19 protein-coding genes are annotated in these 22,112 nt (G+C 75.3%); 8 read left to right on the top strand and 11 right to left on the bottom strand.

Annotated elements, in window-relative coordinates:
• Window positions 1-462: 462 nt before the first annotated feature.
• Complete coding sequence (gene rox / locus ACZ6ZI_RS34035; protein WP_469527550.1) at window positions 463-1,893, top strand: rifampin monooxygenase; 1,431 nt, start codon at window positions 463-465, stop codon at window positions 1,891-1,893.
• 39 nt (window positions 1,894-1,932) lie between these two features.
• Here the strand turns inward: rox and ACZ6ZI_RS34030 are convergent, their stop codons facing one another.
• Window positions 1,933-2,682 (bottom strand): SDR family oxidoreductase, encoded by a 750-nt coding sequence (locus ACZ6ZI_RS34030; RefSeq protein ID WP_469527548.1) that lies wholly within the window; start codon window positions 2,680-2,682, stop codon window positions 1,933-1,935.
• Window positions 2,683-2,798: 116 nt separating this feature from the next.
• Between ACZ6ZI_RS34030 and ACZ6ZI_RS34025 the strand changes: the two genes are divergently transcribed.
• Window positions 2,799-3,290: an RrF2 family transcriptional regulator gene (locus ACZ6ZI_RS34025; protein ID WP_469527545.1), complete on the top strand. Its 492-nt coding sequence runs from the start codon at window positions 2,799-2,801 to the stop codon at window positions 3,288-3,290.
• A gap of 132 nt (window positions 3,291-3,422) precedes the next feature.
• On the opposite strand, the gene ACZ6ZI_RS34020 is transcribed toward ACZ6ZI_RS34025, so the two are convergent.
• From ACZ6ZI_RS34020 to ACZ6ZI_RS33995, 6 genes are all read right to left on the bottom strand, one after another.
• Window positions 3,423-5,987, bottom strand: coding sequence for an acyl-CoA reductase (locus tag ACZ6ZI_RS34020; protein WP_469527543.1), 2,565 nt, complete (start codon window positions 5,985-5,987; stop codon window positions 3,423-3,425).
• A 2-nt stretch (window positions 5,988-5,989) separates the two neighbouring features.
• The gene (locus tag ACZ6ZI_RS34015; RefSeq protein ID WP_469527541.1) at window positions 5,990-7,138 is read right to left on the bottom strand and encodes a LuxE/PaaK family acyltransferase; all 1,149 of its coding nucleotides are present in this window, start codon (window positions 7,136-7,138) and stop codon (window positions 5,990-5,992) included.
• Window positions 7,135-8,280 (bottom strand): GNAT family N-acetyltransferase, encoded by a 1,146-nt coding sequence (locus tag ACZ6ZI_RS34010; RefSeq protein WP_469527538.1) that lies wholly within the window; start codon window positions 8,278-8,280, stop codon window positions 7,135-7,137. Before ACZ6ZI_RS34010 ends, ACZ6ZI_RS34015 begins: the two co-directional genes overlap by 4 nt.
• The gene (locus ACZ6ZI_RS34005; protein WP_469527535.1) at window positions 8,277-9,656 is read right to left on the bottom strand and encodes an MFS transporter; all 1,380 of its coding nucleotides are present in this window, start codon (window positions 9,654-9,656) and stop codon (window positions 8,277-8,279) included. The genes ACZ6ZI_RS34010 and ACZ6ZI_RS34005 overlap by 4 nt, the downstream gene beginning before the upstream one ends.
• Window positions 9,653-10,936: a phenylacetate--CoA ligase family protein gene (locus ACZ6ZI_RS34000; RefSeq protein ID WP_469527533.1), complete on the bottom strand. Its 1,284-nt coding sequence runs from the start codon at window positions 10,934-10,936 to the stop codon at window positions 9,653-9,655. The genes ACZ6ZI_RS34005 and ACZ6ZI_RS34000 overlap by 4 nt, the downstream gene beginning before the upstream one ends.
• 380 nt (window positions 10,937-11,316) lie before the next feature.
• Window positions 11,317-12,276 carry a nucleoside hydrolase gene (locus ACZ6ZI_RS33995; protein ID WP_469527531.1) on the bottom strand — a complete coding sequence of 320 codons (960 nt, stop codon included), beginning with the start codon at window positions 12,274-12,276 and terminating at the stop codon, window positions 11,317-11,319.
• 243 nt (window positions 12,277-12,519) lie between these two features.
• On the opposite strand from ACZ6ZI_RS33995, the gene ACZ6ZI_RS33990 reads away from it, so the two are divergent.
• The 4 genes from ACZ6ZI_RS33990 (at window position 12,520) to ACZ6ZI_RS33975 (ending at window position 14,733) form a co-directional block, all read left to right on the top strand.
• Window positions 12,520-13,167 carry a HemK2/MTQ2 family protein methyltransferase gene (locus ACZ6ZI_RS33990; RefSeq protein ID WP_469527529.1) on the top strand — a complete coding sequence of 216 codons (648 nt, stop codon included), beginning with the start codon at window positions 12,520-12,522 and terminating at the stop codon, window positions 13,165-13,167.
• A complete protein-coding gene (locus ACZ6ZI_RS33985; RefSeq protein WP_469527524.1) occupies window positions 13,151-13,414 on the top strand; it encodes a CDGSH iron-sulfur domain-containing protein in 264 nt (87 codons plus the stop codon). The genes ACZ6ZI_RS33990 and ACZ6ZI_RS33985 overlap by 17 nt, the downstream gene beginning before the upstream one ends.
• Complete coding sequence (locus ACZ6ZI_RS33980; RefSeq protein ID WP_469527522.1) at window positions 13,411-14,439, top strand: iron-containing redox enzyme family protein; 1,029 nt, start codon at window positions 13,411-13,413, stop codon at window positions 14,437-14,439. The genes ACZ6ZI_RS33985 and ACZ6ZI_RS33980 overlap by 4 nt, the downstream gene beginning before the upstream one ends.
• Window positions 14,440-14,541: 102 nt before the next feature.
• Window positions 14,542-14,733 carry a CsbD family protein gene (locus ACZ6ZI_RS33975; RefSeq protein WP_363062610.1) on the top strand — a complete coding sequence of 64 codons (192 nt, stop codon included), beginning with the start codon at window positions 14,542-14,544 and terminating at the stop codon, window positions 14,731-14,733.
• Between the two features lie 108 nt (window positions 14,734-14,841).
• Here ACZ6ZI_RS33975 and ACZ6ZI_RS33970 read toward each other — a convergent pair whose 3' ends face one another.
• The 3 genes from ACZ6ZI_RS33970 to ACZ6ZI_RS33960 all read right to left on the bottom strand — a co-directional run bounded on the left by ACZ6ZI_RS33970 (window position 14,842) and on the right by ACZ6ZI_RS33960 (window position 17,328).
• Window positions 14,842-14,997, bottom strand: coding sequence for a DUF6131 family protein (locus tag ACZ6ZI_RS33970; protein WP_363064208.1), 156 nt, complete (start codon window positions 14,995-14,997; stop codon window positions 14,842-14,844).
• A gap of 107 nt (window positions 14,998-15,104) precedes the next feature.
• Window positions 15,105-15,974 carry a class I SAM-dependent methyltransferase gene (locus ACZ6ZI_RS33965; RefSeq protein WP_469527519.1) on the bottom strand — a complete coding sequence of 290 codons (870 nt, stop codon included), beginning with the start codon at window positions 15,972-15,974 and terminating at the stop codon, window positions 15,105-15,107.
• A gap of 127 nt (window positions 15,975-16,101) precedes the next feature.
• Window positions 16,102-17,328, bottom strand: a complete 1,227-nt coding sequence (locus tag ACZ6ZI_RS33960; RefSeq protein ID WP_469527516.1) for a cytochrome P450 — start codon at window positions 17,326-17,328, stop codon at window positions 16,102-16,104.
• 251 nt (window positions 17,329-17,579) lie between these two features.
• On the opposite strand from ACZ6ZI_RS33960, the gene ACZ6ZI_RS33955 reads away from it, so the two are divergent.
• Together ACZ6ZI_RS33955 and ACZ6ZI_RS33950 are read left to right on the top strand one after the other, a co-directional pair.
• Window positions 17,580-19,547: an acyl-CoA dehydrogenase family protein gene (locus tag ACZ6ZI_RS33955; RefSeq protein WP_469527513.1), complete on the top strand. Its 1,968-nt coding sequence runs from the start codon at window positions 17,580-17,582 to the stop codon at window positions 19,545-19,547.
• 103 nt (window positions 19,548-19,650) lie between these two features.
• Window positions 19,651-20,532, top strand: a complete 882-nt coding sequence (locus ACZ6ZI_RS33950; RefSeq protein WP_469527511.1) for a DMT family transporter — start codon at window positions 19,651-19,653, stop codon at window positions 20,530-20,532.
• Here the strand turns inward: ACZ6ZI_RS33950 and ACZ6ZI_RS33945 are convergent.
• Window positions 20,529-22,046 carry a carotenoid oxygenase family protein gene (locus ACZ6ZI_RS33945; protein WP_469527509.1) on the bottom strand — a complete coding sequence of 506 codons (1,518 nt, stop codon included), beginning with the start codon at window positions 22,044-22,046 and terminating at the stop codon, window positions 20,529-20,531. The two genes, ACZ6ZI_RS33950 and ACZ6ZI_RS33945, sit on opposite strands and share 4 nt — an antisense overlap.
• Between the last annotated feature and the right edge of the window lie 66 nt (window positions 22,047-22,112).

Below are 22,112 nucleotides of genomic sequence, written 5' to 3'. Positions count from 1 at the left end.
AACGAGCCCGCCACTACCAAGCCCTGGTCACCCTCGCCTGCCTACGGCTATGGCTCCCCACCTGACATTGCGGACACGCCCTAGGGCCTGTCGTCGAACTCCCGTCTGCCCCGCGGCGTCTGGCACGCGCTCTCGCCGCACCGGGCGAAAGACCGAGTACGGTCCGGTACACGGGCTTCCGCCCGGCACGCCGAGAGCACGCACCGGACGCCGCGGGCCCGCCCTCCGGGCGACGACAGGAGTGTGACGACAGACCCTGGGCGCTGTCGTCACGGTGGAGCCCGGCCCGCCGCGCGAGGCGCCCGCACGCGTACGACGACACGGCGAAGGCAAGGAGGTCGACACCCTTCGACACAGCTCCTTGCCTTGATCAACTTATAGCCCACGGGGGGCCTTGCGGCAAGGCCCCGGTCGTACCGCAGAATCAGGCGATCAAAGCCCGGACCTGCGGAAACGAGTACTGTGACAATCGACGTGATCATCGCCGGCGGTGGACCGACGGGCCTGATGCTGGCCTCGGAGCTGCGCCTGGCCGGGGTGCGGACGGTGGTGCTGGAGAAGCTCACCGAGCCCACGGCGGAGTCCCGCGGACGCGGGTTCCACGTGCGCACCGTCGAGGTGATGGCCCAACGGGGGCTGCTGGAACGCTTCCTCGCGGTCGGTGAGCCCCTCGCGATCGGCGACTTCGGCGGACTGCCCAAGCTGCGCCCCGGCGCCCTGGACACCGCCCACCCCTTCGGCCTCGCCGCCCCGCAGCCCGTCACCGAACGGCTGCTCCACGAGCGGGCCGTGGAACTCGGCGCCGAGATCCGGCGCGGCCACGAGCTGGTCGCACTGAGCCAGGACGAGGACGGCGTGGACGTCGAGCTGGCGGACGGTACGCGGCTGCGCGCCCGCTTCCTCGTCGGCTGCGACGGCGGCCGCAGCACGGTGCGCAAGCTGGTCGGCATCGACTTCCCCGGCGAGGCCGCCAAGGTCGAGACCCTGCTCGGCGACATGGAGGTGACCGCGGACCCGGAGACGGTGGCCGCCGTCACCGCGGAGGCCCGCAAGGTCCACGGACGGTTCGGCACCGTCCCGATGGGCGACGGGCTGTACCGCGTGATCGTGCCGGCGGAGGGGGTGTCGGAGGACCGTACGACCCCGCCGACCCTCGAAGAGATCAAACGACAGCTGCGGGCCCACGCCGGCACCGACTTCGGCGTGCACGCGCCGCGCTGGCTGTCGCGGGTCGGCGACGCCTCCCGTCAGGCGGAGCGCTACCGGGCCGGCCGGGTGCTGCTGGCCGGCGACGCCGCCCACATCCACCCGCCGGCCGGCGGCCAGGGCCTCGGCCTCGGCGTCCAGGACGCGTTCAACCTGGGCTGGAAGCTGGCCGCCGAGGTCAACGGCTGGGCACCGGAGGGCCTGCTGGACACCTACCACACGGAACGGCACCCGGTGGGCGCCCGCGTGCTGGCCAATACCCGGGCGCAGGGCGCGCTGTTGGACGACTCCCCGGGGGCGGTGGCCCTGCGGGAGCTGTTCTCGCGACTGTTGGACTTCGACGAGGTCAACCGGTACGTCACCGAGATGACCAGCGGCATCGGCATCCGCTACGACCTCGGCGAGGGCCACGAACTGCTCGGCCTGCGGCTGCGGGACGTACCGCTGAAGGAGGGCAGCCTCTACGGGCTGATGCACGGCGGGCGAGGCCTGCTGCTCGACCGGACCGGGCTGCTGTCGGTGCGGGGCTGGGCCGACCGCGTGGACCACGTGGTCGACGCCGTCGAGGGGTTGGACGTGCCCGCGGTGCTGCTGCGTCCCGACGGCCACGTGGCCTGGGTCGGAGCGGACCAGCGGGACCTGACCGGCCCGCTGAACCGCTGGTTCGGGGCGCCGGCCGGCGACTGACCGCTGCGGCGTCACACCCCGGGGGCGGGTCGGGGGCGCTCAGGCCCGCGAGCGGGGCCGGTCGAGCCAGTCCTCGTAGTGGGTCGGGGCGATCCGGGCTCCGGGGCCCGCGACGAGGACGTCGCCCCGGACGGCGGCGAACATGCCCGCCCCCTCGTCGGTGACGACGGTGCGGACGTCCCCCCGGGCCGCCAGGGTCAGCCCGCCGAGCTCGTCCAGCGCGAACACGTCGGGGCCGGCCACGTCGAGCGTGCCGTTCAGTGGCGGGGCCGTCGCGACGTCGGCGAGGGCGTCGACGACGTCGGCCGCCGCGACGGGCCGCACGCGCGTGGACGGCAGCCGGACGGTGTGTTCGTCGGAGGTCCAGGACAGCACCGCGTCCACGAACTCGAAGAACTGGGTGGCGCGCAGGATCGAGTGGGCGGCGGGTCCGCCGCGCAGCAGCTCCTCCTGGAGGGTCTTCGCCCGGTAGTAGTCCAGCTCCGGCACCCGGTCGACGCCGACGATGGACAGGACCACCTGGTGGCGGACGCCGGCCCGCTCGCCCGCGGTCAGCAGGTTCTCCATGGTGGTGCGGAAGAAGGCGGGGGAGGCCTCGTCGAAGGTGGGGGAGTTCGCCACGTTGACGACGGTCTCGGCCCCTTCGAGCGCCCGGTCGAGCCCCACGCCGGTCAACAGGTCGACGCCGGTCGACGGGGAGGCGGGGACCACCTCGTGGCCGCACCCGCGGAGGGTGGAGACGAGCCGGGAGCCGATCAGTCCGGTGCCGCCGATGACCGTGATCCTCATGATCGTGCCCTTTCGCGCGCTGCGGTGATCCGAGCGCCGCTGCCGCCGCTGACTCGGACATCTGATGTCCGAGATGATACTCGGATATTCTGTATCCGAGTCAAACGGGAGGGTGAGTGAAACTGTCCGGAGGCGTGGAGTGGGCGCTCCACTGCTGCGTGGTGCTGACCGCCGCGAGCGGGCCGGTCCCGGCCGCCCGCCTGGCCGAGCTGCACGACGTCTCGCCCAGCTACCTGGCCAAACAGATGCAGGCCCTGTCCCGGGCCGGCCTCGTGGCCTCCGTGCAGGGCAAGACGGGCGGGTACGCGCTCACGCGGCCCGCCGCCGAGATCACGGTCCTGGACGTCGTCCTCGCGGTGGACGGGGCGAGCCCGGCCTTCGTGTGCACCGAGATCCGCCAACGGGGCCCCCTCGGCACACCGCCCGAGGACTGTACGAAGCCCTGCCCCATCGCCCGCGCCATGTCCGCGGCCGACGCCGCCTGGCGGGCGTCGCTCCGGGGGGTCTCCGTGGCGGACCTCGTCGGCTCCGTGGAGCGCGACAGCGGCCCCGAGGCCCTGCCGGGCATCGGGGCCTGGCTCGGCGCCACGAAGGACGACCGGTCCTGACGCCCCCCGGGGCGCGCGGACCGAGGACGCGGGTGACGCGGCCGCGGCCGGGGCCGGCGACGAGGGCCGTACCCCGGCCCGTCGCCGCCCCGGCCCCTCGCCGCGCCCCGGCGGCGTCGCCCGCCGCGCCCGTCAGACGCGGGCGTCCACCACCGAGCGGAGCTTCCCGCTCGCCGCGCTGCGCTCCAGCGAGGCCCCGTCGACCGCCTCCACCGCCAGCTCCAGCAGCCCCTCGTCCACCGCCGCGCGCAGGTCGGCGTAACCGGACAGGAACACCTCCCGCAACGCCGCCGTATCCGTGGACCCCAGCCGCTCCACCCGCACCGTCAGCCGCTCCCGCGCCGGCGTCCGCTCCAACAGGACCTGCAGCTCGCCGGTGTGCCCGCCGCGCTCCCCGGCCAGGGAGACGAGGCGCCGCCGGTCGAGGAAGTACGTCGCCACGCGCATGACGTCACCGATGCGCCCCTGGAGCTCGAACCGGGGCGCCAGGCTGCCGCACGCGCAGCGCCCCGGGATCTCGCGACCCAGGTCGCCGATGACGTAGCGGCCGAGGTCCTGCCCGCGCCGCGCGTGCGTGGAGAACACCAACCGGCCCGTCTCGCCCGGCGCGACCGGACGGTCCTCGACCGGGTCGAGGATCTCCAGGGCGTGCAGGTCGGCGTGCAGGTGGTGGACGCCGCCCGTGCCGTGCACGCACTGGTAGCCCAGCGGGCCGAGGTCGGTGCTGCCGTAGGTGATCGAACGGACCACCTCGATGCCGAACTCGTCCTTCAGGACGCGCCGTTGCTCCGGCGTGAAGTGCTCGCCGCCGTAGAACACCTTGCGCAGGCCTCCGTAGGCGCGCAGCGCGTCCGCCTCCGCGTGCAGCAGTTGCCACAGGTAGGAGGGCATCCCGAAGAGGGTGTCGGCCCCGTGGTCGATCAGCGCCCGCGCCGTCGCCCGGTGGTCGGTCCCCGCCGCGAGCGGCAGCTGCACCCCGCCCAACCGTTCCAGTACGGAGAAGAAGCTGATGAAGCCGCCGTACATGCCGCCGCTGTAGAAGAGGTTGGCGGTGCGGTCACGGGCCGGGTCGTAGCCCGCGGCGAGCAGACCGCGGGCCGCCGCGCGCATCTGCGTGTCGTAGTCCTCGTAGCTGAACAGCGACAGGGCGGGCGCGCCGGTGCTGCCCCCGCTGTGGAAGTACAGCTCGGCGTCGGCCCGCGCCACCAGCCCGTTGCGTTCCCGCACCTCCTCCTTCCCCACCAGCGGGCCGGACGGGCGCGGCAGGCGGACGGGGCGTACGAGGTCGTCCAGGCAGGCGGTGGTGGCGAAGCGTTCCGGATCGGTCTGGACGGCCACCCGGCGGCTGTAGCGCTGGAGCGCGTACACCCCGTCGTGCGGTTCGCCCGCGTAGCTCGCCGCCATGGCGCCGACCGGGGTGACCCGGGTGACGCCCGCGGCCAGCACCGTACGGGACAGCTCGGCGACGTCCGTCCGGCTGCCGGCGACGCCCGCCGTCTGGAGGTAGCGGCGCATCGGGCGCAGCGTGGCCATGGCCTCCCGGCGGGGCAGCGGCTTGACCCACACGCTGCGGTGCAGCGGCGAGGCGGTGAGCGGTGAGCGGGTGTCGGCCATCACCCGCCAGGCGCCGTCGGGCGCGGCGAACACCCGGGTCAGCCCGAGGTGTTCCTCCAGCCGGGCCAGCAGGACGGTGGTGGTCAGCTCCGCCTCCCGGGCCGGGTCCTCGGCGGGGTCGATCGGGGCCGGGGGACGGGCGGCGAGCACCCCCGCGAACCGCTCGGCGAACGCGAACAGCTCGCTCTCGTCCGCGGTGTCGAGGTAGACCACCTGGGGGCTGGAACAGGCCTGCTGTTCGAACAGGCACACGTCGTCGGCGAGCGCCTCCAACGTCGCGGGGTCCGCCCACGCGTCGCCCGTCAGGTAGGCGAAGGAGATCCGGTGCCCCCACTCCACCAGCCGGCATCCCCGCGGCACATGGGCGGCGACCCCCTGGACGGCCTCCTCCCCGCCCCACACGGCGACGGCGTCGGCGGGCGCGCACATGAGGCGCAGCCACTCCTGGCGCGCCGAGGGGAACCGCAGGATCACGATCCGGTCGGCCAGGGCGCCGGCGGGATCCAGCGCGGCCAACTCGGCCACCAGGGCTTGGGTGAGGAGGCCGTCCGCGCTGCTGGTCTTCAGGACGTTGACGTTCCCGGCGAGCAGGCCCTCCACGAGGCTGAGCGTCGCGACCCCGGCGGCGTTGCCCGGGGCGATGTGGGCCACCAGGCCGACGGGAGCCCACGCCTCGTAGGCCGTCTCGCGCGGATCGGCCCGGTTCAGTCGGCCGGGTACGGCGCCGCCGAGCTCGCGGCGCAGCTTGCGGGTCAGTTCCCGACGGCCGAGCAGCCGGCCCAGCTCGGTCAGGAGGACCGGGTCCTCCCCCTCGGGCAGGTGCGCGGCGACGCGGGCGTACACCGGATGGTCCGGGTCGAGCAGGGCGGCGCCGAGGGCGTCGCAGGCCGCCAGGACGGTCTCGGTCTCCAGCGGTGTCGCCAGCGCGGCCTCGACGGCGGCGGGCCAGTCGGCCAGCCGGCGCCCGGCCTCGTCGTCGCCGACGAAGGTGCCCCGCCAGTAGTGGGGGGCGTCCGCGCCGACGCGCGTGGAGTCGACGTGCGTGGCGTCCCGGTCCGTCGTCGCGATCGTGTGCGCGCTCATGGTCACGCCATTCCCTTCATCAGTTCCGCCGCGGCCACCGCGCAGCTCCGGTTGCGGCTCACCCCGGCCCGGCCGTGGACGGTGAACCAGGGGGTTCCCAGATCGCAGCCGCAGGCGTCCCCCGGCCACAGGGAGGCCAGGTCGCCCATGACGACGCTCTGCGCCGGCACCGAGGTGATGTACGGCGAGACCAGGTGCAGGTAGCCCGGCTCCCCGTGGGGCAGCGGTTCGAGGGTGCGGGTCGAGCGGATCGTGACCCGCGACCAGACGGGCGCGTGCAGGCGGTGGCGCTCGCACTCCACGTAGGGGACGCAGTGCTCGACGGAGCCGAACGTGTCCCGGATCCGCTCGCCGGGGATCCCCAGCTGTTCGGTGATCCGCGCGTACAGCTCCTCCTTGCCGATGCTCCGGTCGGCGTTGCCCTTCCACCCGCCGCCGAGCACGACGAGGGAGCCCTCGGGAAGGCGCAGCGGGGGCAGGCCCATGGCCCGCATCCGTTCCAGGGTGAAGAAGAGGAAGGCGGGGAAGCCGAGGACGCGCACCGGGGCGTCCTGCCGCTCGAAGCGGCGCAGGGCCGCGACGCAGCCGAAGGGGTCGAACTCGTGACCGCCGGCGGTGTCGCGCAGCGCGTAGGCGACCTCCCGCGCCGGCGCGAAGTCGCACAGGTAGTTGTCGGTGAAGGCGGTGCCCAGGTCGAGGGAGGGCGCCGGTTCGTAGCTGTACAGCAGGTAGTTCACCTCCTGGTCGGGGGTGATCCAGCCGTTGCGCTCGAAGATCCGGGCGACCATGCGCTGCGCGGAGCGGATGGTCCACCGGTCGAAGAACATCTGCGACTTCTGCCCGGTGGTGCCGGAGGAGGTCAGGTGCAGGTCGACGTCCTCGCGCGGGATCGAGAGCACCTCGTGCCGCTTGAAGAAGTTCGCGTGGACCAGCGGGGTGCGGTACGGGCCGTCCGGCGCGGTGTCCTCGTACAGCGAGGCGAAGAACGGGGACCGCTCGGTGTGCCAGGCGTTGATCTCCGCCATGGCCGCCGCGAACAGCTCGTCCTCGGCGGGGCCGTGCGCGTAGGGGTCGGTCAGGTCGCACAGCCGCTGTACGTGCGGCAGGAGGTCCGGGTCGGGCACGGTGACCGGTGCGAGATGGGGGTTCATGGGGCAACCTCGGATGGTGTGGGCAGGTGTGTCGACGCCCAGGCCGACACGTAGCAGTCCAGGTAGGGCTGGAGGGGCGGCGGAGCGGCTACGCCGCGGAAGTCGATCCGTTCCGTGGAGCGGGACAGGACGGCGTAGTCGTGGAAGCCGTCGCCGTCCGCGCGCATCGCCGGGTAGACGGCGCCGGCGACGAACCCCTGGGCCAGGAAGGCCGAGAGGGCCTCGTGGTGGGCCAGCGGTACGAGGGCCTCCACGTAGCCGGCGCCGGCGCGGGCCAGCGCCCGGGTGACGGCTTCGAGGTGGTCGGCGGCGGCGGCCGGGTCGGGGTGCGCGCTCAGCAGGGAGCAGTAGCCGCCGGCCCGGTTCAGGTAGGCGTACACCTCGAAGCCGCCGTCCTCGGGGGTCAGCAGCACGTTTGGGGTGTGCAGCGGGTAGAACCAGCCCTCGCGGCCGGGGAACCGCTCGCGGAAGCGGCGCCCCACGAAGGCGGGGGCCTCGATCAGCTCCAGCCGGTCGGCCGAGGCGCGGGCCCCGGGCGCCGGGAGCGGGGCGGAGCCCGCCCGCAGGTCCGTGTAGTCGATGCCCAGCGCGGCCCCGGCGGTCCGCAGCAGCGGCAGCAGGGGGGCGGGCACCTCGGTGACGGGGATCCGGCGGTCGAGCACCCCGGCGCCGTGGCGGGCGTAGAGCGCGAGGCTCTCGCGGTCGCGCAGGTCGACGGCGTTGGGCAGGATGCCCAGCGGCCGGAACCCGTGGCGGGCGACGAGCCGCTGGGGGCCGGCGCCGGCGGTCCGCACGGTCGCGTACACCGAGTCGAGGCGGCCGCTGTCCAGCATCCCGGCGCACAGCGCCCCCGTGAGGGCGCCGGCCAGCCCCGACGCGCGGTGGTCGGGGTGTACGGCGATGCCCTCCAGGCGCCCGATCCGGCTGCCCGGTTCGCTGCGGATGGCCGCCGACGCGGTCAGCGCGCCGGTGTCGGGGCGGCGGCCGACGAGCCACAGGGAGTGCGGGTCGGCGATGAGGCGGGCCATCTCGGCGGGGTCGGTGCCGAGGGCGACGGGGTAGTGGGGCCCGTACACCGCGTAGTACAGCTGCCGCAGTTCGGCGATGTCCGTACGGGAGGCGGGGGAGATGACGGGGTTCACCGGGGGTCTCCGATCCGTTCGGTGTCGGGGTGTCCGGCGGCGGTACCCCGCGCGGCGGGCCCGGCCGACAGGGCCAGGGCGCAGGCGGCGGGCAACAGGCCGATGCCCTGGACCAGGCAGAGCGTCCGCGGTGACAGGAGGTCGCCCGCGGAGCCGAACACCAGGGACGCCACCGGCAGGGCGGAGCCCAGTACGGCCTGCATCGCGGCGAAGAAGCCGGGCTTGTCCGCGGCGGGCACCGACCGCTGGAAGAGGGCCACGAAGCGCACGCTGACGGCGCCCGCGCACCAGCCGGACACGGCCAGGCAGAGGGCGAAGACGGCGCGGTGCGCGAACAGTCCCGGCAGCGCGAGCGCCAGGGCCATCAGCCCCAGGCAGTACGCGCCCGCGACGGTCGGCCGGCCGGGCAACCGCGAACCGGTGAAGGCACCGACGAGGGCTCCGGCGCCCAGGGAGGCCTCCAGCAGGGCCACGGTGGCGCCCCCGCCGTCGAGGACGGAACGGGTGTAGAGGGGGATGACGACGAACACGGCGGCGGTGAACAGGTTCGCCGCGGTGAAGCAGACCAGGATCCGCCGCACGGTGGGCAGCTCCCCGAGGAGGCGCCGCAGCGGGCGCGGCCCGGCGGCGGCCGGCAGGTCGGACCCCGCGTCCCCGACCTCCCCCGCGTCCCCGCCGTCCCCGGTTCCCGGTACGGGGCCGGTGACGCGGAAGCGCGCGCCCGCGACGAGCAGGGCCGCGCCGAGGTAGGCGACGGCGCAGCCCGCGGCCAGGCCCGGTACGCCGGCCCGGTCCACGGTCAACGCCCCGAGCAGGGCGCCGCCCAGGCCCGCCAGGGACTGCGTCGACAGCTCGAAGCCGGTGGCCGTCTCGATGTCGGCGTCGTCCACGAGCTCGGGCACCGACGTCGTCAGGCAGGGGTCGAAGAACGCCTGGCAGGCCGCCAGGGCCAGGGCCGCCCCGTACACGGTCGGCAGCGGCGGGCCGTCACCGTACGCCCACACCGCGAGGGCCAGCGCGACGCCGCCCGCGAGCGCGGCGGAGTTCCGCAGGACCGAGCGGTGGGCGAAGCGGGCGAGCGCCCGTGCCACCACGGGCGCCAGGACGACGGCGGGCAGCGTGCTGACGGCCATGAACAGCCCGGAGGCGACGCCCGCGCCGTCCCGCACGGCATGGGCGACGAGCCACCAGGACACGCCGACCTGGAACATGCGGACGGCGGCCTGCGTGAGGACCTGCCCGAGCCATACGGCGCCGAACGCCCGGTTGCGCAGCACGAGCGGCGCGCGCCGCCCGCCCGACGGGGCGGGCGGGGACGACGGCGCGGACGCGGACGCGGGAGCGGGACCGGGAGCGGGAGCCGCAGGGCGGCTCACGCGGTCGGCCTCTCGTCCAGGACCCGGATCAGCTTGCCCGAGCGCGGGTTGACGGCGAGGTCGCGGTGGCGCACCCATTCCACGGTCGCCGGGTGCACGAACCCGGCGCGCACGCTGTCCGGGTACAACGGCCGTACGGACTCCAGCTCGGCGACGACGGCCGCGGCCAGCGACCGCCGCGCGTCCGGGTCCGCTCCCGGGGCCCCGTCGCCGGGCGCGGTGGCCAGGCGCAGCACGAGCCCGTCGCGGCCCTCGCTGCGGCGGACGACGAGCTGCGTGCCGACGACCAGGCCGGTGGTGTCCACCGCGGCCACGGCGTCCTGGACGTCCCGGGTGTACAGGGCCACGGGCCCGACCCGGACGCCCTCCTCGGCGCGCCCGAGGATCCGGAAGTGCCCGGGCCCGGTGCCGGTCCATTCGGCCCGGTCGCCGGCCGGGTAGCGGATGATCGGCATCAGCCGGCGGAACAGGCTGGTGACCACGACGCGACCGGGACGCCCCGGTTCGGTGACGGGCTCGCCCGTGGTGTCGTCGAGGATCTCGACGACCGCGTACGGGGTGAACGCCCGGTGCACGCGGGTGTCGGCGCCGGGCACGGGCCGCCCCAGCAGACCGGCGTCCACGCTCGCGTACCCGACGGAGCGGACCTCGGCGCGGGGGAACGCGCCGACCAGCAGCCGGCGTTGGTCCTCGAACAGTGCCTCGCCCCCGAACAGCAGCAGTTCCACGTCGTCCAGGCGCTCGCCCGAGGCGGCCACCCGCTCGGCGAGCCGGCACAGCGTGGTGGAGGTGCCGGTCAGGACCTGTGCGGAGAGGTCGCGCAGCGTGGGGATCGTCGACTCCGGCGGGGCCGCCCCGCCGATGGGCAGCCGGACGTTGTCCACGGGGGCGTGGGCGAGGGAATCGAGGACGAACAGGAAGCTGGCGTAGAGCTCGCCGGCATAGAACAGGTCGGCGACCCGGTGTCCGGGCCGCAGTCCCGCGTCCACGAGGCCCTGCCCGAAGGCGGTGACGAAGGTGCGCCACTCGTCGCGGGTATAGACCGAGAACTTGGGGGAACCGGTGGTCCCGCCCGTCTTGTACACGGTGGCCTCGTTGAGCGGACCGGTCAACACGCGGTTGTCGCGCGGGGTGTTGGCCGCCCAGAACGCGTCCTGGTCGACCACCGGGAGGTCGGTGAGACGGTCGGTGTCGGGCGGCAGGGACGCGTACAGGTCCCGGTAGAAGGGCGAGTTGTGCCGGGCGAACCGTATGAGGTCCGAGAGCAGGTGGGCGGACATGGGCCTTTGCCTAGGGGAACGAAGAATCCGGAACGGGAGCCACCGTGGGGCGCGGCGGGTGCGCGCCCCCGTCTCCTCGACGGACGTCAAGAGCTGACGTGCAGTCACGATGATGAAACATCAGTGCGCACGCCGCAAAATCAAGCGAAAATTTTCGGCCAGAAGGGCGTTGTTCAACAATTTTTCACACCGTGGTGGAGGTGTCGCGGCGGCGTACGCCGTACGGCCGGGGCGCGCGGGGGCACCGGCCGCGCCCGCTCGCGGAGTTGGCCGGGAACATGCGGAACCCGGGGGCCGGGTGGTGAGTCCCGGCCCCCGGCCCGCGCCCCGGCCCGCGCCCCGGCCCGCGCCCCCGGTTCCCGTCCCCGGCCCCGCCCGCGTCAGCGGCCGCCCGCCGCGCCGGCGCCCAGCGCCGACACCGCCGCCAGCAGCCGGTCCCAGAACAGGTCGGTCCGCAGCCCGACGGCCACCCGGGCGTTCGCGGGCCGGCCCAGCGTCCCGTGCAGGTCCACCACGGTCGCCCCGCGCGTGTGCCGCCCGCTCAGCTCCACGGCCACGTACGCGTCCACGCACGCGACCATCGCGGGGTCGATCACCCGGGCGACCGCCACCGGATCGTGGACCGGGGGAGCGGAGAACCCGAACAGCCGCCGGTAGGTGCCCGCGAAGAAGCGCAGCAACTCGACGCAGATCCGCCCGAGCTCGGTGTCCAGCGCCTCGAAGCGGGCGAGGACCTCCGGTGTGGCCAGGGCCTGGTGGGTGACGTTCAGCCCGCACATCGTCACGGGAACGCCGCTGCGGAAGACGATGTCCGCCGCCTCCGGGTCGGTGTGGATGTTGAACTCGGCCGCCGGGGTCCGGTTGCCCCGCTCCGTGGAGCCGCCCATCAGCACGATCTCCCGGATGCGGGGCGCCACTTCCGGGTGGCGGGTCAGCAGCAGGGCGATGTTCGTCAGCGGGGCGGTCGGCACCAGGGTGACCGGCTCCGGATGCTCCGTCAGGATCCGGCGCAGCAGGTCCACGGCGTGCCCGGGTTCGGCCGTCACCGTCGGCGCGGGGAAGCGCGGGCCGTCGAGTCCGGACTCCCCGTGCACGTCGTCGGCCACGCGCAGCGGCTGCACCAGCGGGCGGGGGCACCCGGCCGCGACCGGCACCCCGGTGATCCCGGCGACCGTGCACACCCGCAGCGCGTTGAGGGTGGTCTTCTCCAGGCTCTGGTTCCCGGCGACGGTGGTGACGGCCAGCAGGTCCACCGCCGGGTCGCCCGCGGCGAGGAGGATCGCGAGGGCGTCGTCGTGCCCCGGGTCGCAGTCGATGACGATCGGAACGGGAACGCTCACGGACCGGACCCCTCTCCCTCGGGCCGCCCGTCGGCGGCCCCACGGCTCCAGTCTGCTCACGCCGACGGCCGCCCACCCGTACGCCGCCCCGAGGAAGCGTGGATCCGGCCGGCCCCTGCCGCCCGCGCGCCCCCACCGCCGCCCGGCCCCTGCGCCTCCCACCGGCGCCCGGGCCCCCGCCGTCCCGTCCCCTCCGTGCCGCGCACCGGCATACTCACCCGCCCCGGGGGCAGCCGCTGCAACATGACCGTCCTCGCACTCCCGCCCGGGGTCTACCGCCCCCAGGCCGACACCCGCCTCCTCGCGGAGGCCCTGGAGGCCGAACCCCTCGGCCCCGGCAGCACGGTCCTGGAGATCGGCACCGGCAGCGGTGTCCTCGCCCTGTTGGCGGCCCGCCGGGGCGCCCTCGTCACCGCCGTCGACCCCTCCGCGCGGGCCGTGGCCACGGCCCGGCTCAACGCCCGCCACCACCACCTGCCGCTGCGCGTCGAGCACGCCGAGGCGGCCACCTGCGCCCCCGGCCGGCGCTTCGACCTGGTCGTCAGCAACCCGCCCTACGTGCCCTCGCCGCACCGGCTCGGTACGGGGCCGGCCCTCGCCTGGGACGCCGGCCCCGACGGCCGTGCCGTCATCGACGGGCTGTGCGACCGCGCCCCCGCCCTCCTGCGGCCCGGCGGGGTCCTGCTGCTGGTCCACTCCGCCCTGTGCGGCGCCGCCACCACCGTCGCCCGGCTGCGCGCCCGGGGCCTCGTGACCCGCATCGTGCGGCGCGGGGACGTCCCCTGGGGGCCGGTGCTGAACGCGCGGCGCGCCTGGCTCCACGAACAGGGCCTCGCGGGCCGCTCCGAGACCAGGGAGAGGCTGGTGGTGATCCGTGCCGAACGACCCTGAAACCGACCGCACGCCCGATCCCGATCCCGATCCCGGGCCCGCCCGCCCGCGACGCACCGCCCGCCGGGTCCTGCTGGACTGCGATCCGCACGGCCCCGTCCTGGTCGAAGGCCCGGTCGAGGCCGTCGCCGCCGACGGCGAGGTGCGGCGCAGCGACCGGTTCATGGTCGCCCTGTGCACCTGCCGGCGCAGCCGCGACTACCCGTGGTGCGACACCAGCCACCGTTCCAGGGAGCGTCGACGATGACCGTACCCCCGACCGCCGCGGAGGCCGCCTGGCACACCGCCCCGCGCGGCCCGCTGTCCACCGCCGTCACCACCGCCCTGCTGGGCCACGACCGGCCGCCGTCGGAGCTCTCCGCCGAGGCCGCCGACACCGCCACCGACCCCTGGGGGGAAGACCTCCACCTCGCCCTGTACCTGCTCTACGAACTGCACTACCGGGGCCTGCCGGGCGTCGCGGACGACCGTGAGTGGGACCCGGACCTGCTGCGGCTGCGGGCCGCGTTGGAGCAGCGGTTCGTCACCGCCCTGGAGGAGGCCCTGCCCCGCGACCGGAGCGTCGCCGAGGCCTTCGCCCCGCTGCTCACCGAACCCGCCGACGGCGCCGGGGGCATCAGCGCGCACCTCGCCGACGCCGGAACCCCCGAGCGGCTGCGCGAGTACGCCGTCCTGCGCTCCCCGTACCACCTCAAGGAGGCCGACCCGCACGCCTGGGCCATCCCGCGCCTGACCGGCCGGGCCAAGGCCGCCTTCGTCGCCGTCGAGTACGACGAGTTCGGCGCCGGGCACCCCGAGGCGGTGCACGCGCGGCTCTTCGCCGATCTGATGGTCGACCTCGGCCTGGACCCCGCCTACAACCACTACCTCGGTCACGTGCCCGCCCCGGCCCTGGCGACGGTCAACCTGATGTCCCTGTTCGGGCTGCACCGGGCCTGGCGCGGCGCGCTGGTCGGTCACTTCGCCTGCGTCGAGACCACGTCCTCACCGGGTTCGAAGCGCATGGTGAAGGCCCTGACCTCCTGTGGCGCGGGTCCGGCCGCCGTCCGTTTCTACGCCGAGCACGTGACCGCCGACGCCGTCCACGAGCAGGTCGTCCGGCACGAGGTCGTCGGCGGTCTGCTCGAGGAGGAACCGCACCTGGAACCCCAGGTGTCCTTCGGCTGCGACGCCACCTCGTTGCTGGAGGAGCGGCTCGCCGCACACGTCCTGGACGCCTGGGGCCGCGGGGCCAGTGCCCTGCGCGCCCCGCTCCCCGACGGGCCCGCGTGACCACGGAGCGTCACCGCTCGACGCGCGGGACGGATGCTTTTCGCCTAGTTTGCGTAAGTCGGTAACCAAACACCTCTCACCGAACACTCCAAGGAGTTCGTCATGGCGGACAAGGGCAAGATGGACCAGCTCAAGGGCAAGGCCAAGGAGGCCGCGGGCAAGGTCACCGGCGACGACCGGCTGAAGGCCGAGGGCAAGATGGACGAGGCCAAGGGCAAGGCCAAGGAACACATGGCCGACGCCCAGAAGCGGGCCCGTGAAGCCGCCGAGGACCTGCGCGACCGTCGCAAGTAGCGACGACCGCGAGGAGCGACGACGACGGCCGGCGGGCCGGGAACCCCCGAATTCGGGGGGTTGCCGGCCCGCCGGTCTCATGCGGTGACGCGAGGGGCGGCAGGGCCGCTAGAAGTAGTGCTTGCGTCCGCCGACCGCGTGTCCCATGGCGCCGATGATCCACAGGATCGCACCGACGACCAGGAGGATGACGCCTATCGTCCACAGGATGCTGATGCCGGTGACGAATCCGATGACGAGAAGGATGATGCCCAAGATGATCACGGTGTCCTCCTGATGCGGTGGGGCCCCCTGCCGACTCGGTTTTCTTCCGGCGTCTGCCCCGGATCACCGCTCGCACGCATGGCGGCGCGCATCCGATCGAAACAACGCTACGCGGGCCGCCGACCCCACACCGTGAGCATGCCGGGGGCCAGCTCGGCCAACTCCGGGGAGGCGAGGTAGGCCAGGGCCTCGTCGAGGGTGGCGGCGTCCAGCCCGCCGACCCCCAGCAGGTCCGCCCGCATCCGCCGCAGCGTCTCGATCCAGAAGGCGGCCAGGTGCCCGCCCGCCGTCAGCGGAGGGCACACCAGCTCGGCGGCGACGTCGTGCAGACCCTCGGCTCGCAGGACGCGCGGCAGGGCGAGGCCCGCGCCGGTGTCCGTGCCGATCGTCGCCGCGAGGGTGCGCCACATGGCATCGAGCGTGGTCCGGTACGCCGACCCGGTGTCGGCCGGGTCGGGGACGTCGAGGGCGTCGCTCAGGACCAGGTACCCGCCCGGGGCCAGCCGCTCCACGAGGCGGCCGACGAGCGCCCGCCGCTCGGGCAGGTGCATGAGGACGAACCGGGCGTGGACCAGGTCGAAGGCACCCAGCTCCGTCTCGTCCTCCAGCCCCGTCGGACCGGTCGGGCCGGTCAGGTCCACCAGGTCCCTCAGGTCGGCCCGCAGGACGCGCAGCCCCGGTCCCGCGAGCGGCTCCAGCCGGCTCGTGTCCCGGTCCAGGGCCACCACCTCGCCGACCCCGACCTCGTGCGCGAGCCAGCGGGCCACCGTCCCGGTCCCGGCCCCCACCTCCAGGCACCGCAGGCCCGGGCCGACCCCGAGGGCGGTCAGCCGCCGCCGGGTGAAGGGGTCGTAGACGACCGCGGCGTGGTCGATGCGGGCGCCCTCCCCGGACTCCTCGGGGCGGAAGAGCGCCTCCCCGTACCGCCCGCCGCCGTCCGCGTCGACGGGCTCGCGTTCCCCGGAAGCTGCTGTCACCGCCGGCTCCTCCCATCCGGGCGGCCCGGTGCCGGCCAGGGTCTCCAGGGTCGCCCCGGGCCCGGCGCCGCACCGTCATTGCGCCGGTCGGGGGCGCGCCCGCCGGCCGCCGGGCCGCCCCGGCCGCTCACCAGGTCACGTGCAGCGCCCGCGGCGAGCGGTGGATCAGGGTGGGCCGCATCGACGGCGCCGGGTACCGCTCGTCCAGGCGCAGACCGGGCAGGGCGCGGGTGAACAACTCCAGCGTCAGGCCCAACTGGGCGCGGGCCAGTCGCGAGCCCGGACAGTTGTGCGTGCCGTGCCCGAAGGAGAGGTGGCGCCGGTCCGGGGGGCGCCGGATGTCGAAGCGGTCGGCCCGCGCGTCGCGCCCTTCGTCCCGGTTGGCGGATCCGTACGCCACGAGCACCGCGGCCCCCTCCGGCAGCCGCGTGCCCGCGAGCGTCACCGGCCGGGTCGTGATCCGACGGAAGGCCTGGATCGAGGTGTCGAAGCGGGCGCACTCCTCCACCGCGGCCGGGGTCAACCCCGGGTCGGCGCACAGGAGCCGCCACTGTTCCCGGTCCCTGAGCAGGTGCAGCAGGGCGGTGGAGAGCAGGGCGCTCGTCGTCAGGAAGCCGGCGATCAGCAGGTTCTGCAGGTTGGCCACCAGCTCGTGGCGCTGTTCGAGGGTGAGGTCGCCGGTGCCGGGTGCCAGGGCGGCCACCAGGTCCGAACACAGGTCCTCGCGCGGATGGTCCCGCCGGTCGCGGACGTAGCCGTCCAGCAGGTGCTGGAGCGTCACGACGTCCTCGGCGGCGGCCACCTGCTCCGGCGGTGACAACGGCCGGAAGAACAACTCCTCGGCCCGGTACCCGCCGTGCACGGCCAGGGGGACGTCGGCCGCGTCCAGCCCGATCAGTCGACCGATGACCAGTCCGGGCAACCGGCGGGCGTACGCCCCCACGAGCTCGGCCGAGTCGCCGGAGGCGAAGGCGTCCACCAGGTCGCGCGCCCGCTCCCGCGCGTACGGCAGCACCGCCGCCACCCGGCCGGCGGACAGCCCCCGGTTCAGCGGGACCCGCAGGCGGTGGTGGGCGGAGCCGTCCGAGGAGACCACGGTCGGGCGCGGCCCGAAGCCGCGCGGCAGGACCCCGAGCGCCTCCTCCGACAGCGGGACGTCGGGCAGCAGGGAGTTCGCGGAGGAGAAGTCCTCGGCGCGCCGCAGGACCTCCCGTACGTCCGCGTCGCGCGCCACCAGCCAGGCGTCGACCTCCGGCACCCAGGTCAGCCCGTCGGCCCGGCGGGCGCGGGCGTAGAGCGGATAGGGGTCGCGGTAGAACGCGTCCCGCGACGCCTGCTCGTGCCCTGCTGACACGGGATCCTCCGTCTCGGGGTTCGGCGCCCGCCGCCGCTCCCCGGCGGCGCGCGGTCAGTTCCCGGTGCGACCGGCATCCTGCCGGACCCGGGGCCCGACCGGAAGGGCGCCGGGGGCGGGCGACCGGCGGAGCGGCACGGCCCGCCCGTCCGTGCGACGGGCCGGGCGAACGCAGGACCGAGGCATCAAGATCGTTGCGCGGGCGGTGGGGCGTCGTTGTCCGAGACGTGTTGATCACCCACGAGAGTCACTTGAGTCCCACGGACCCCACAGACCCCACGGCGCGGAGCGGGCGCGCGATCGGCGCCCCGGCCGGCGCCCTCGTCGCGGAACTGACCCGGGCCCTGTTCCGGGAAGGCCCCCAGGGCCCCGCAGCCGGACCGGCCGCGACGGCCGCGACGGCGGGCACCGCGTACGGGACGGCGGGCACCGCGCACCGGGCCGAGGACGGGGCCGAGGACGCGGCCGACGCCCTGGTCGGCGGGGTGCACGGCCCGTGGCGGCGCGCCCTCACCCGCCCGGTCTTCCGCCGCACCGAGGGCCTGGATCCGCGGCGGCGCCTCGACCTCGCCTACGCGCGGCTGCGCGCCCTGGGCGCCGAGGCCCCGACCGCCCTGGCCGGCGACCCCCGGGCGCTCGCCGCCCTGCACGAGTGGACGTCCGTGGTCGACGGCGCGGCGGCCACCGTCGCCGGCATCCACTACAACCTCTTCCTCGGCAGCCTCCTGGACGACACGATCTCCGCCCCGCGCGACCTCGGCCCCTACCTGAGGATGGAGCGGACCGGCACCTTCCTGTGCACCGAGCGGGCACACGGCAACGACGCCGCAGCCCTGGAGACCACCGCCCACCACGACCCGGTCCGCGACGGCTTCGTCCTGCACACCCCCGGCCCCGGCGCCCGCAAGTACATGCCCAACACCGGGCCCGCCGGGGGACCCAAGTCCGCCCTGGTCGCGGCCCGCCTGATCCTCGACGGCCGCGACGAGGGCGTCTTCCTGTTCCTCACCCCCCTCACCGGACCGGACGGCCCGCTGCCGGGCGTGCGCGTCGAGGCGCTGCCCGATCGCACGGGCACCCCGGTCGACCACTGCGTGACCTCCTTCGACCGGCTGTGGCTGCCGCGCACGGCCCTGGTGCAGGGTCCGCACGGACGCCTCGACCCGGACGGGGTGCTGCGCAGCGAGGTGGGCAGCGCCCGCCGCCGGTTCCTGCACGCGATCGGCCGGGTCACCGTCGGCAAGCTGTGCATGAGCGCGGCCACCCTCGGCGGCAGCCGCGCGGCGCTCGCCACCGCCGTCCGCTACGCCGGGCTGCGGCACGTCTCCGGGCCGGCGGCGGGCCGCCGGGTGCCGCTGAGCGCGCACCGCAGCCACCGCGACAGGCTGCTGTCGTGCACGGCCCGGGCCTACGCCATGACCTTCCTGCACCGCGCCGTCACCGAGCGGTGGTGCGCGCACCCGCCCCGGGAGCGCGCCGAGGCGGAACGGAACGCGGCCATCGCCAAGGGGTGGATCACCTGGCAGGCCCGCGACATCGCCGTCGAGGCCCGCGAACGCTGCGGCGCGCGCGGCCTGTTCCCCGTCAACGGCCTGGCCGACTACCCGCCCGACATCGAGGGCGCCATCACCGCCGAGGGCGACAACCTCGCCGTGTGGTGCAAGGCCGGCGCCGAAATGATCTTCGAGCACGCACTGCCGGAGCCCCCGCCACCCGCCGACGGCGGCGAGCGGCTCACCGACCCGGCCTTCCTGCGGCCGCTGCTGACCGCCGTCGAACACGAGGCCCAGCGCCGGGCCCGGCGCGACCTGCGCGCCGGAGACCCCGAGGACGCCCTGGGCCGCTGGAACAACGCCGCGCCCGCCGCCCTGGAACTCGTCGCGGCCCGCGCCCGCACCCTGGCCTCGGACGCCTTCACGGCCGCCGTGGAACGCACCGCCGCCCCCGCGGCCCGGCGGGTGCTGGACGACCTCCGCGCCCTTTTCCAACTCCAGGCGCTGCGCCCCGCGACGGGACCCCTGCTGGCGGCCGGCCACCTCACGGCGGCGCAGGTGCTCGCGTTCCCGGACGAGCTGCGGGCCCTGGGCGACCGCCTGGCCCCGCACCTCGCGGCGCTGACGGAGGCCTTCGCCGTGCCGGAGGAGCACCTCGCGGCCCTGCCCCTGCTGTCCGCCGCCGACCAGGGGGTCCGCGTACCCGACCCCACCGCCGGCGACTGACCGACCGCGGCCGGTGGGCCGCCGGGGTCCGGACGGAGGAACGCGCCGGCCCGGCCGGGCCGGCGCGCGGCCCGACGGGCGGGGCCGGGCCAGGATCGGGACCATGGGTTTCGTCCTCCCGGTGTTCTTCGCCCTGTTCGCCGCCTTCAGCAACGCCCTGGCCACCGTCCTGCAGCGCAGGGCGGCGCTGACCGTGCCGCAGAGCGAGGGATTGCGCCCCGGTCTGATCCTCGACCTCCTGCGCCGCCCGGTGTGGGTGGTCGGCATCCTGGCCGTGATCGCGGCCGGGGTGGGGCAGGCCGTCGCCCTGGCCACCGGCGCGCTCACGCTCGTGCAACCCCTGTTCGTCCTGGAGTTGCCGCTGGCCCTGCTGATCGCCTCGCTGCTGACCCGCGACCGGCTGCCCGCGGCGGTGTGGCTCGCCGTCGCCGGCGTGGTGGCCGGACTGGCCGTCGCCCTCGTCGCGGCCTCCCCCTCCGGGAACCGCACGCACGTGCCCCCCGACCGGTGGGCGCCGGCCCTCGCGGGCTGCGCCCTCGCCGTCGTCGTCCTCGCCGCCACGGGCCTGCGACGCCCGCCGGGCCGGGCCCGCGCCGGATGCCTGGGCGCCGCCACCGCCGTCTGCTACGCCCTGACCGCCGCCCTGATGAAGTCCTCCGTGTCCGTTCTCGGTACGCGGGGGCTGCTCGCGTTCCTGACGCGCTGGGAGACGTACGCGTTCGCCGCGAGCGGGGTCTGCGCCCTGCTGCTGCTCGAACACGCCATGCAGGGCGGCCCGTTGGTGGCCTCCCAGCCCGCGCTGACCCTGGGCGACGCGAGCGTCAGCGTCGCGCTGGGCGTGCTGCTGTACGAGGAACGGCTCCGGGCGGGCTGGTGGCTGCTGCCCCAACTGCTCGGCATCGGCCTGATCTGCGCCGGGGTGTTCGCCCTGGCCCGCTCCCGACCCGCCGACCCGACCCCCGACCCGCCCCGGGGGACGGCCTAGGCCACGCCCGGTTCCTCGGTCGGCAGCCAGGCGCCGTGCAGGCCCAGCGGCACCCGGACCGGGATCCGGACGCGGGCCTGCGGGCCCGCGGCCGGGTCCTCGTCCGGCAGGACCAGGAGCCAGCTGGTGCCGTCCGTACGGTCGGTGGCGAAGGTGAGCCAGTGCCCCTCGCCGTCGGCCCCGCCCGGGGTCGGCGCGTACACCGGTTCCCCCACCGACAGGTCCCCGGCCTCCCACAGCACGCTGCCGCCGCCCTGGACGTCGTACCAGCGCAGGGCGTCGTACTCGCCCGGCAGCAGGTCCGCCGTGCCCGCGCCGGCCGCCGCCGCGAGCCGCCGGTGGCGGCGCCCGACCAGCCGGTCGTCCACGCGCGGCAGCTCGATCCGGGCGTCGTCCAGGCGCGTGCGGCGCATGCTGCCCGCCTCCGGACTGATGACGGCGCGCGCCAGGCCGCCCGGGTTGGGGCCGGCGCCGGAGGGGCCCAACGACAGGTGGTCCCACTGGACGTAGTCGAGGACGACGTCGTACCCCCGCCCGCCGACGACGCGCCCGCCGCCGTCCGGGCCGTCGGCCGCGGGCTCGTCCTCGCCCAGGTCGTAGGCGTTCACCGTGTGCCACATCCAGTAGGCGTCGTCGGAGGCCTCCCGGACCGGGCCGCCGTCGCGCGGGATCAGCAGGATCCGGGTGCCCCGCTCCGGCCGCCAGGCGATCAACGAGCCCGTGCCGGACAGCGCCGCCTCGATGTCGAAGAACGCCGGTGCCAGGACGAGGACGACGAAACGGGTGGTGAGGGCCATGTCGTGGATCATCATCGGCTCGTCGACGCCCTCGACGGGCGTGGGACCGCGCACCACCGAGCCCGTCGGCCCGATGACCGACCAGGTCAGGAAGGGCGGTTCGAGGCCGTAGCAGAACACCACCATCTCCCCGGTGCGCGGATCGATCTTCGGGTGCGCCGTGATCCCCGCCGGCAGCGCGCCGTCGAAGGTCTCGCGGCCCAGGGTGTCCAGCTCCGGCGACAGCCGGAAGGGGCAGGCGGCCTCCGCGAGCGCCAGCAGCCGGCCCGCGTGCCGCACCACGTTGATGTCCGGCAGGTCCTTGAAGGTGCCGGCGAGGTCGGCCGGTACGTCCGGCTCCCGGGGCATCACCATGGACTGCAAGCCGCCCCACAGGGCCCGCCCGGCCCGCTCCTCGGCCAGGACTCCGGGCGTGCGCACGAACCGGTTGCGGTAGCGGGCCCTGCCGTCGGACAGCCACACGCCGTGCACCATGCCGTCGCCGTCGAGGGGGTACAGGTACGAGCCGATCGGGCTGAAGCGGGGGTTCGGCCCGTTGCGCAGGTACGTTCCGTCCAGCCCGTCGGGCAGCCGTCCCTCCACCCGCAGGTCGGCCCCGTCGACCTCCTCGGTCACGGGGGCGAAGGCCCCGGAGAGGTGGGCGACCCGGGTCGGGTCGAACGGCGCGGGCGGTGTGGACGCGGACGTGCCGTCCGCGGTGGACGCGTGCGTGCTCATGACGGCCTCCGGAGCGCGCCGGGCGACGGGAGGTCACCCCGCGCACCACCTCCCAGTCAAGCCCGA

Source organism: Streptomyces sp. NPDC103540, from assembly GCF_055584445.1.
The sequence above is the reverse complement of the archived record's forward strand: the minus strand, read 5'-3'. Positions and strand labels throughout refer to the sequence as shown.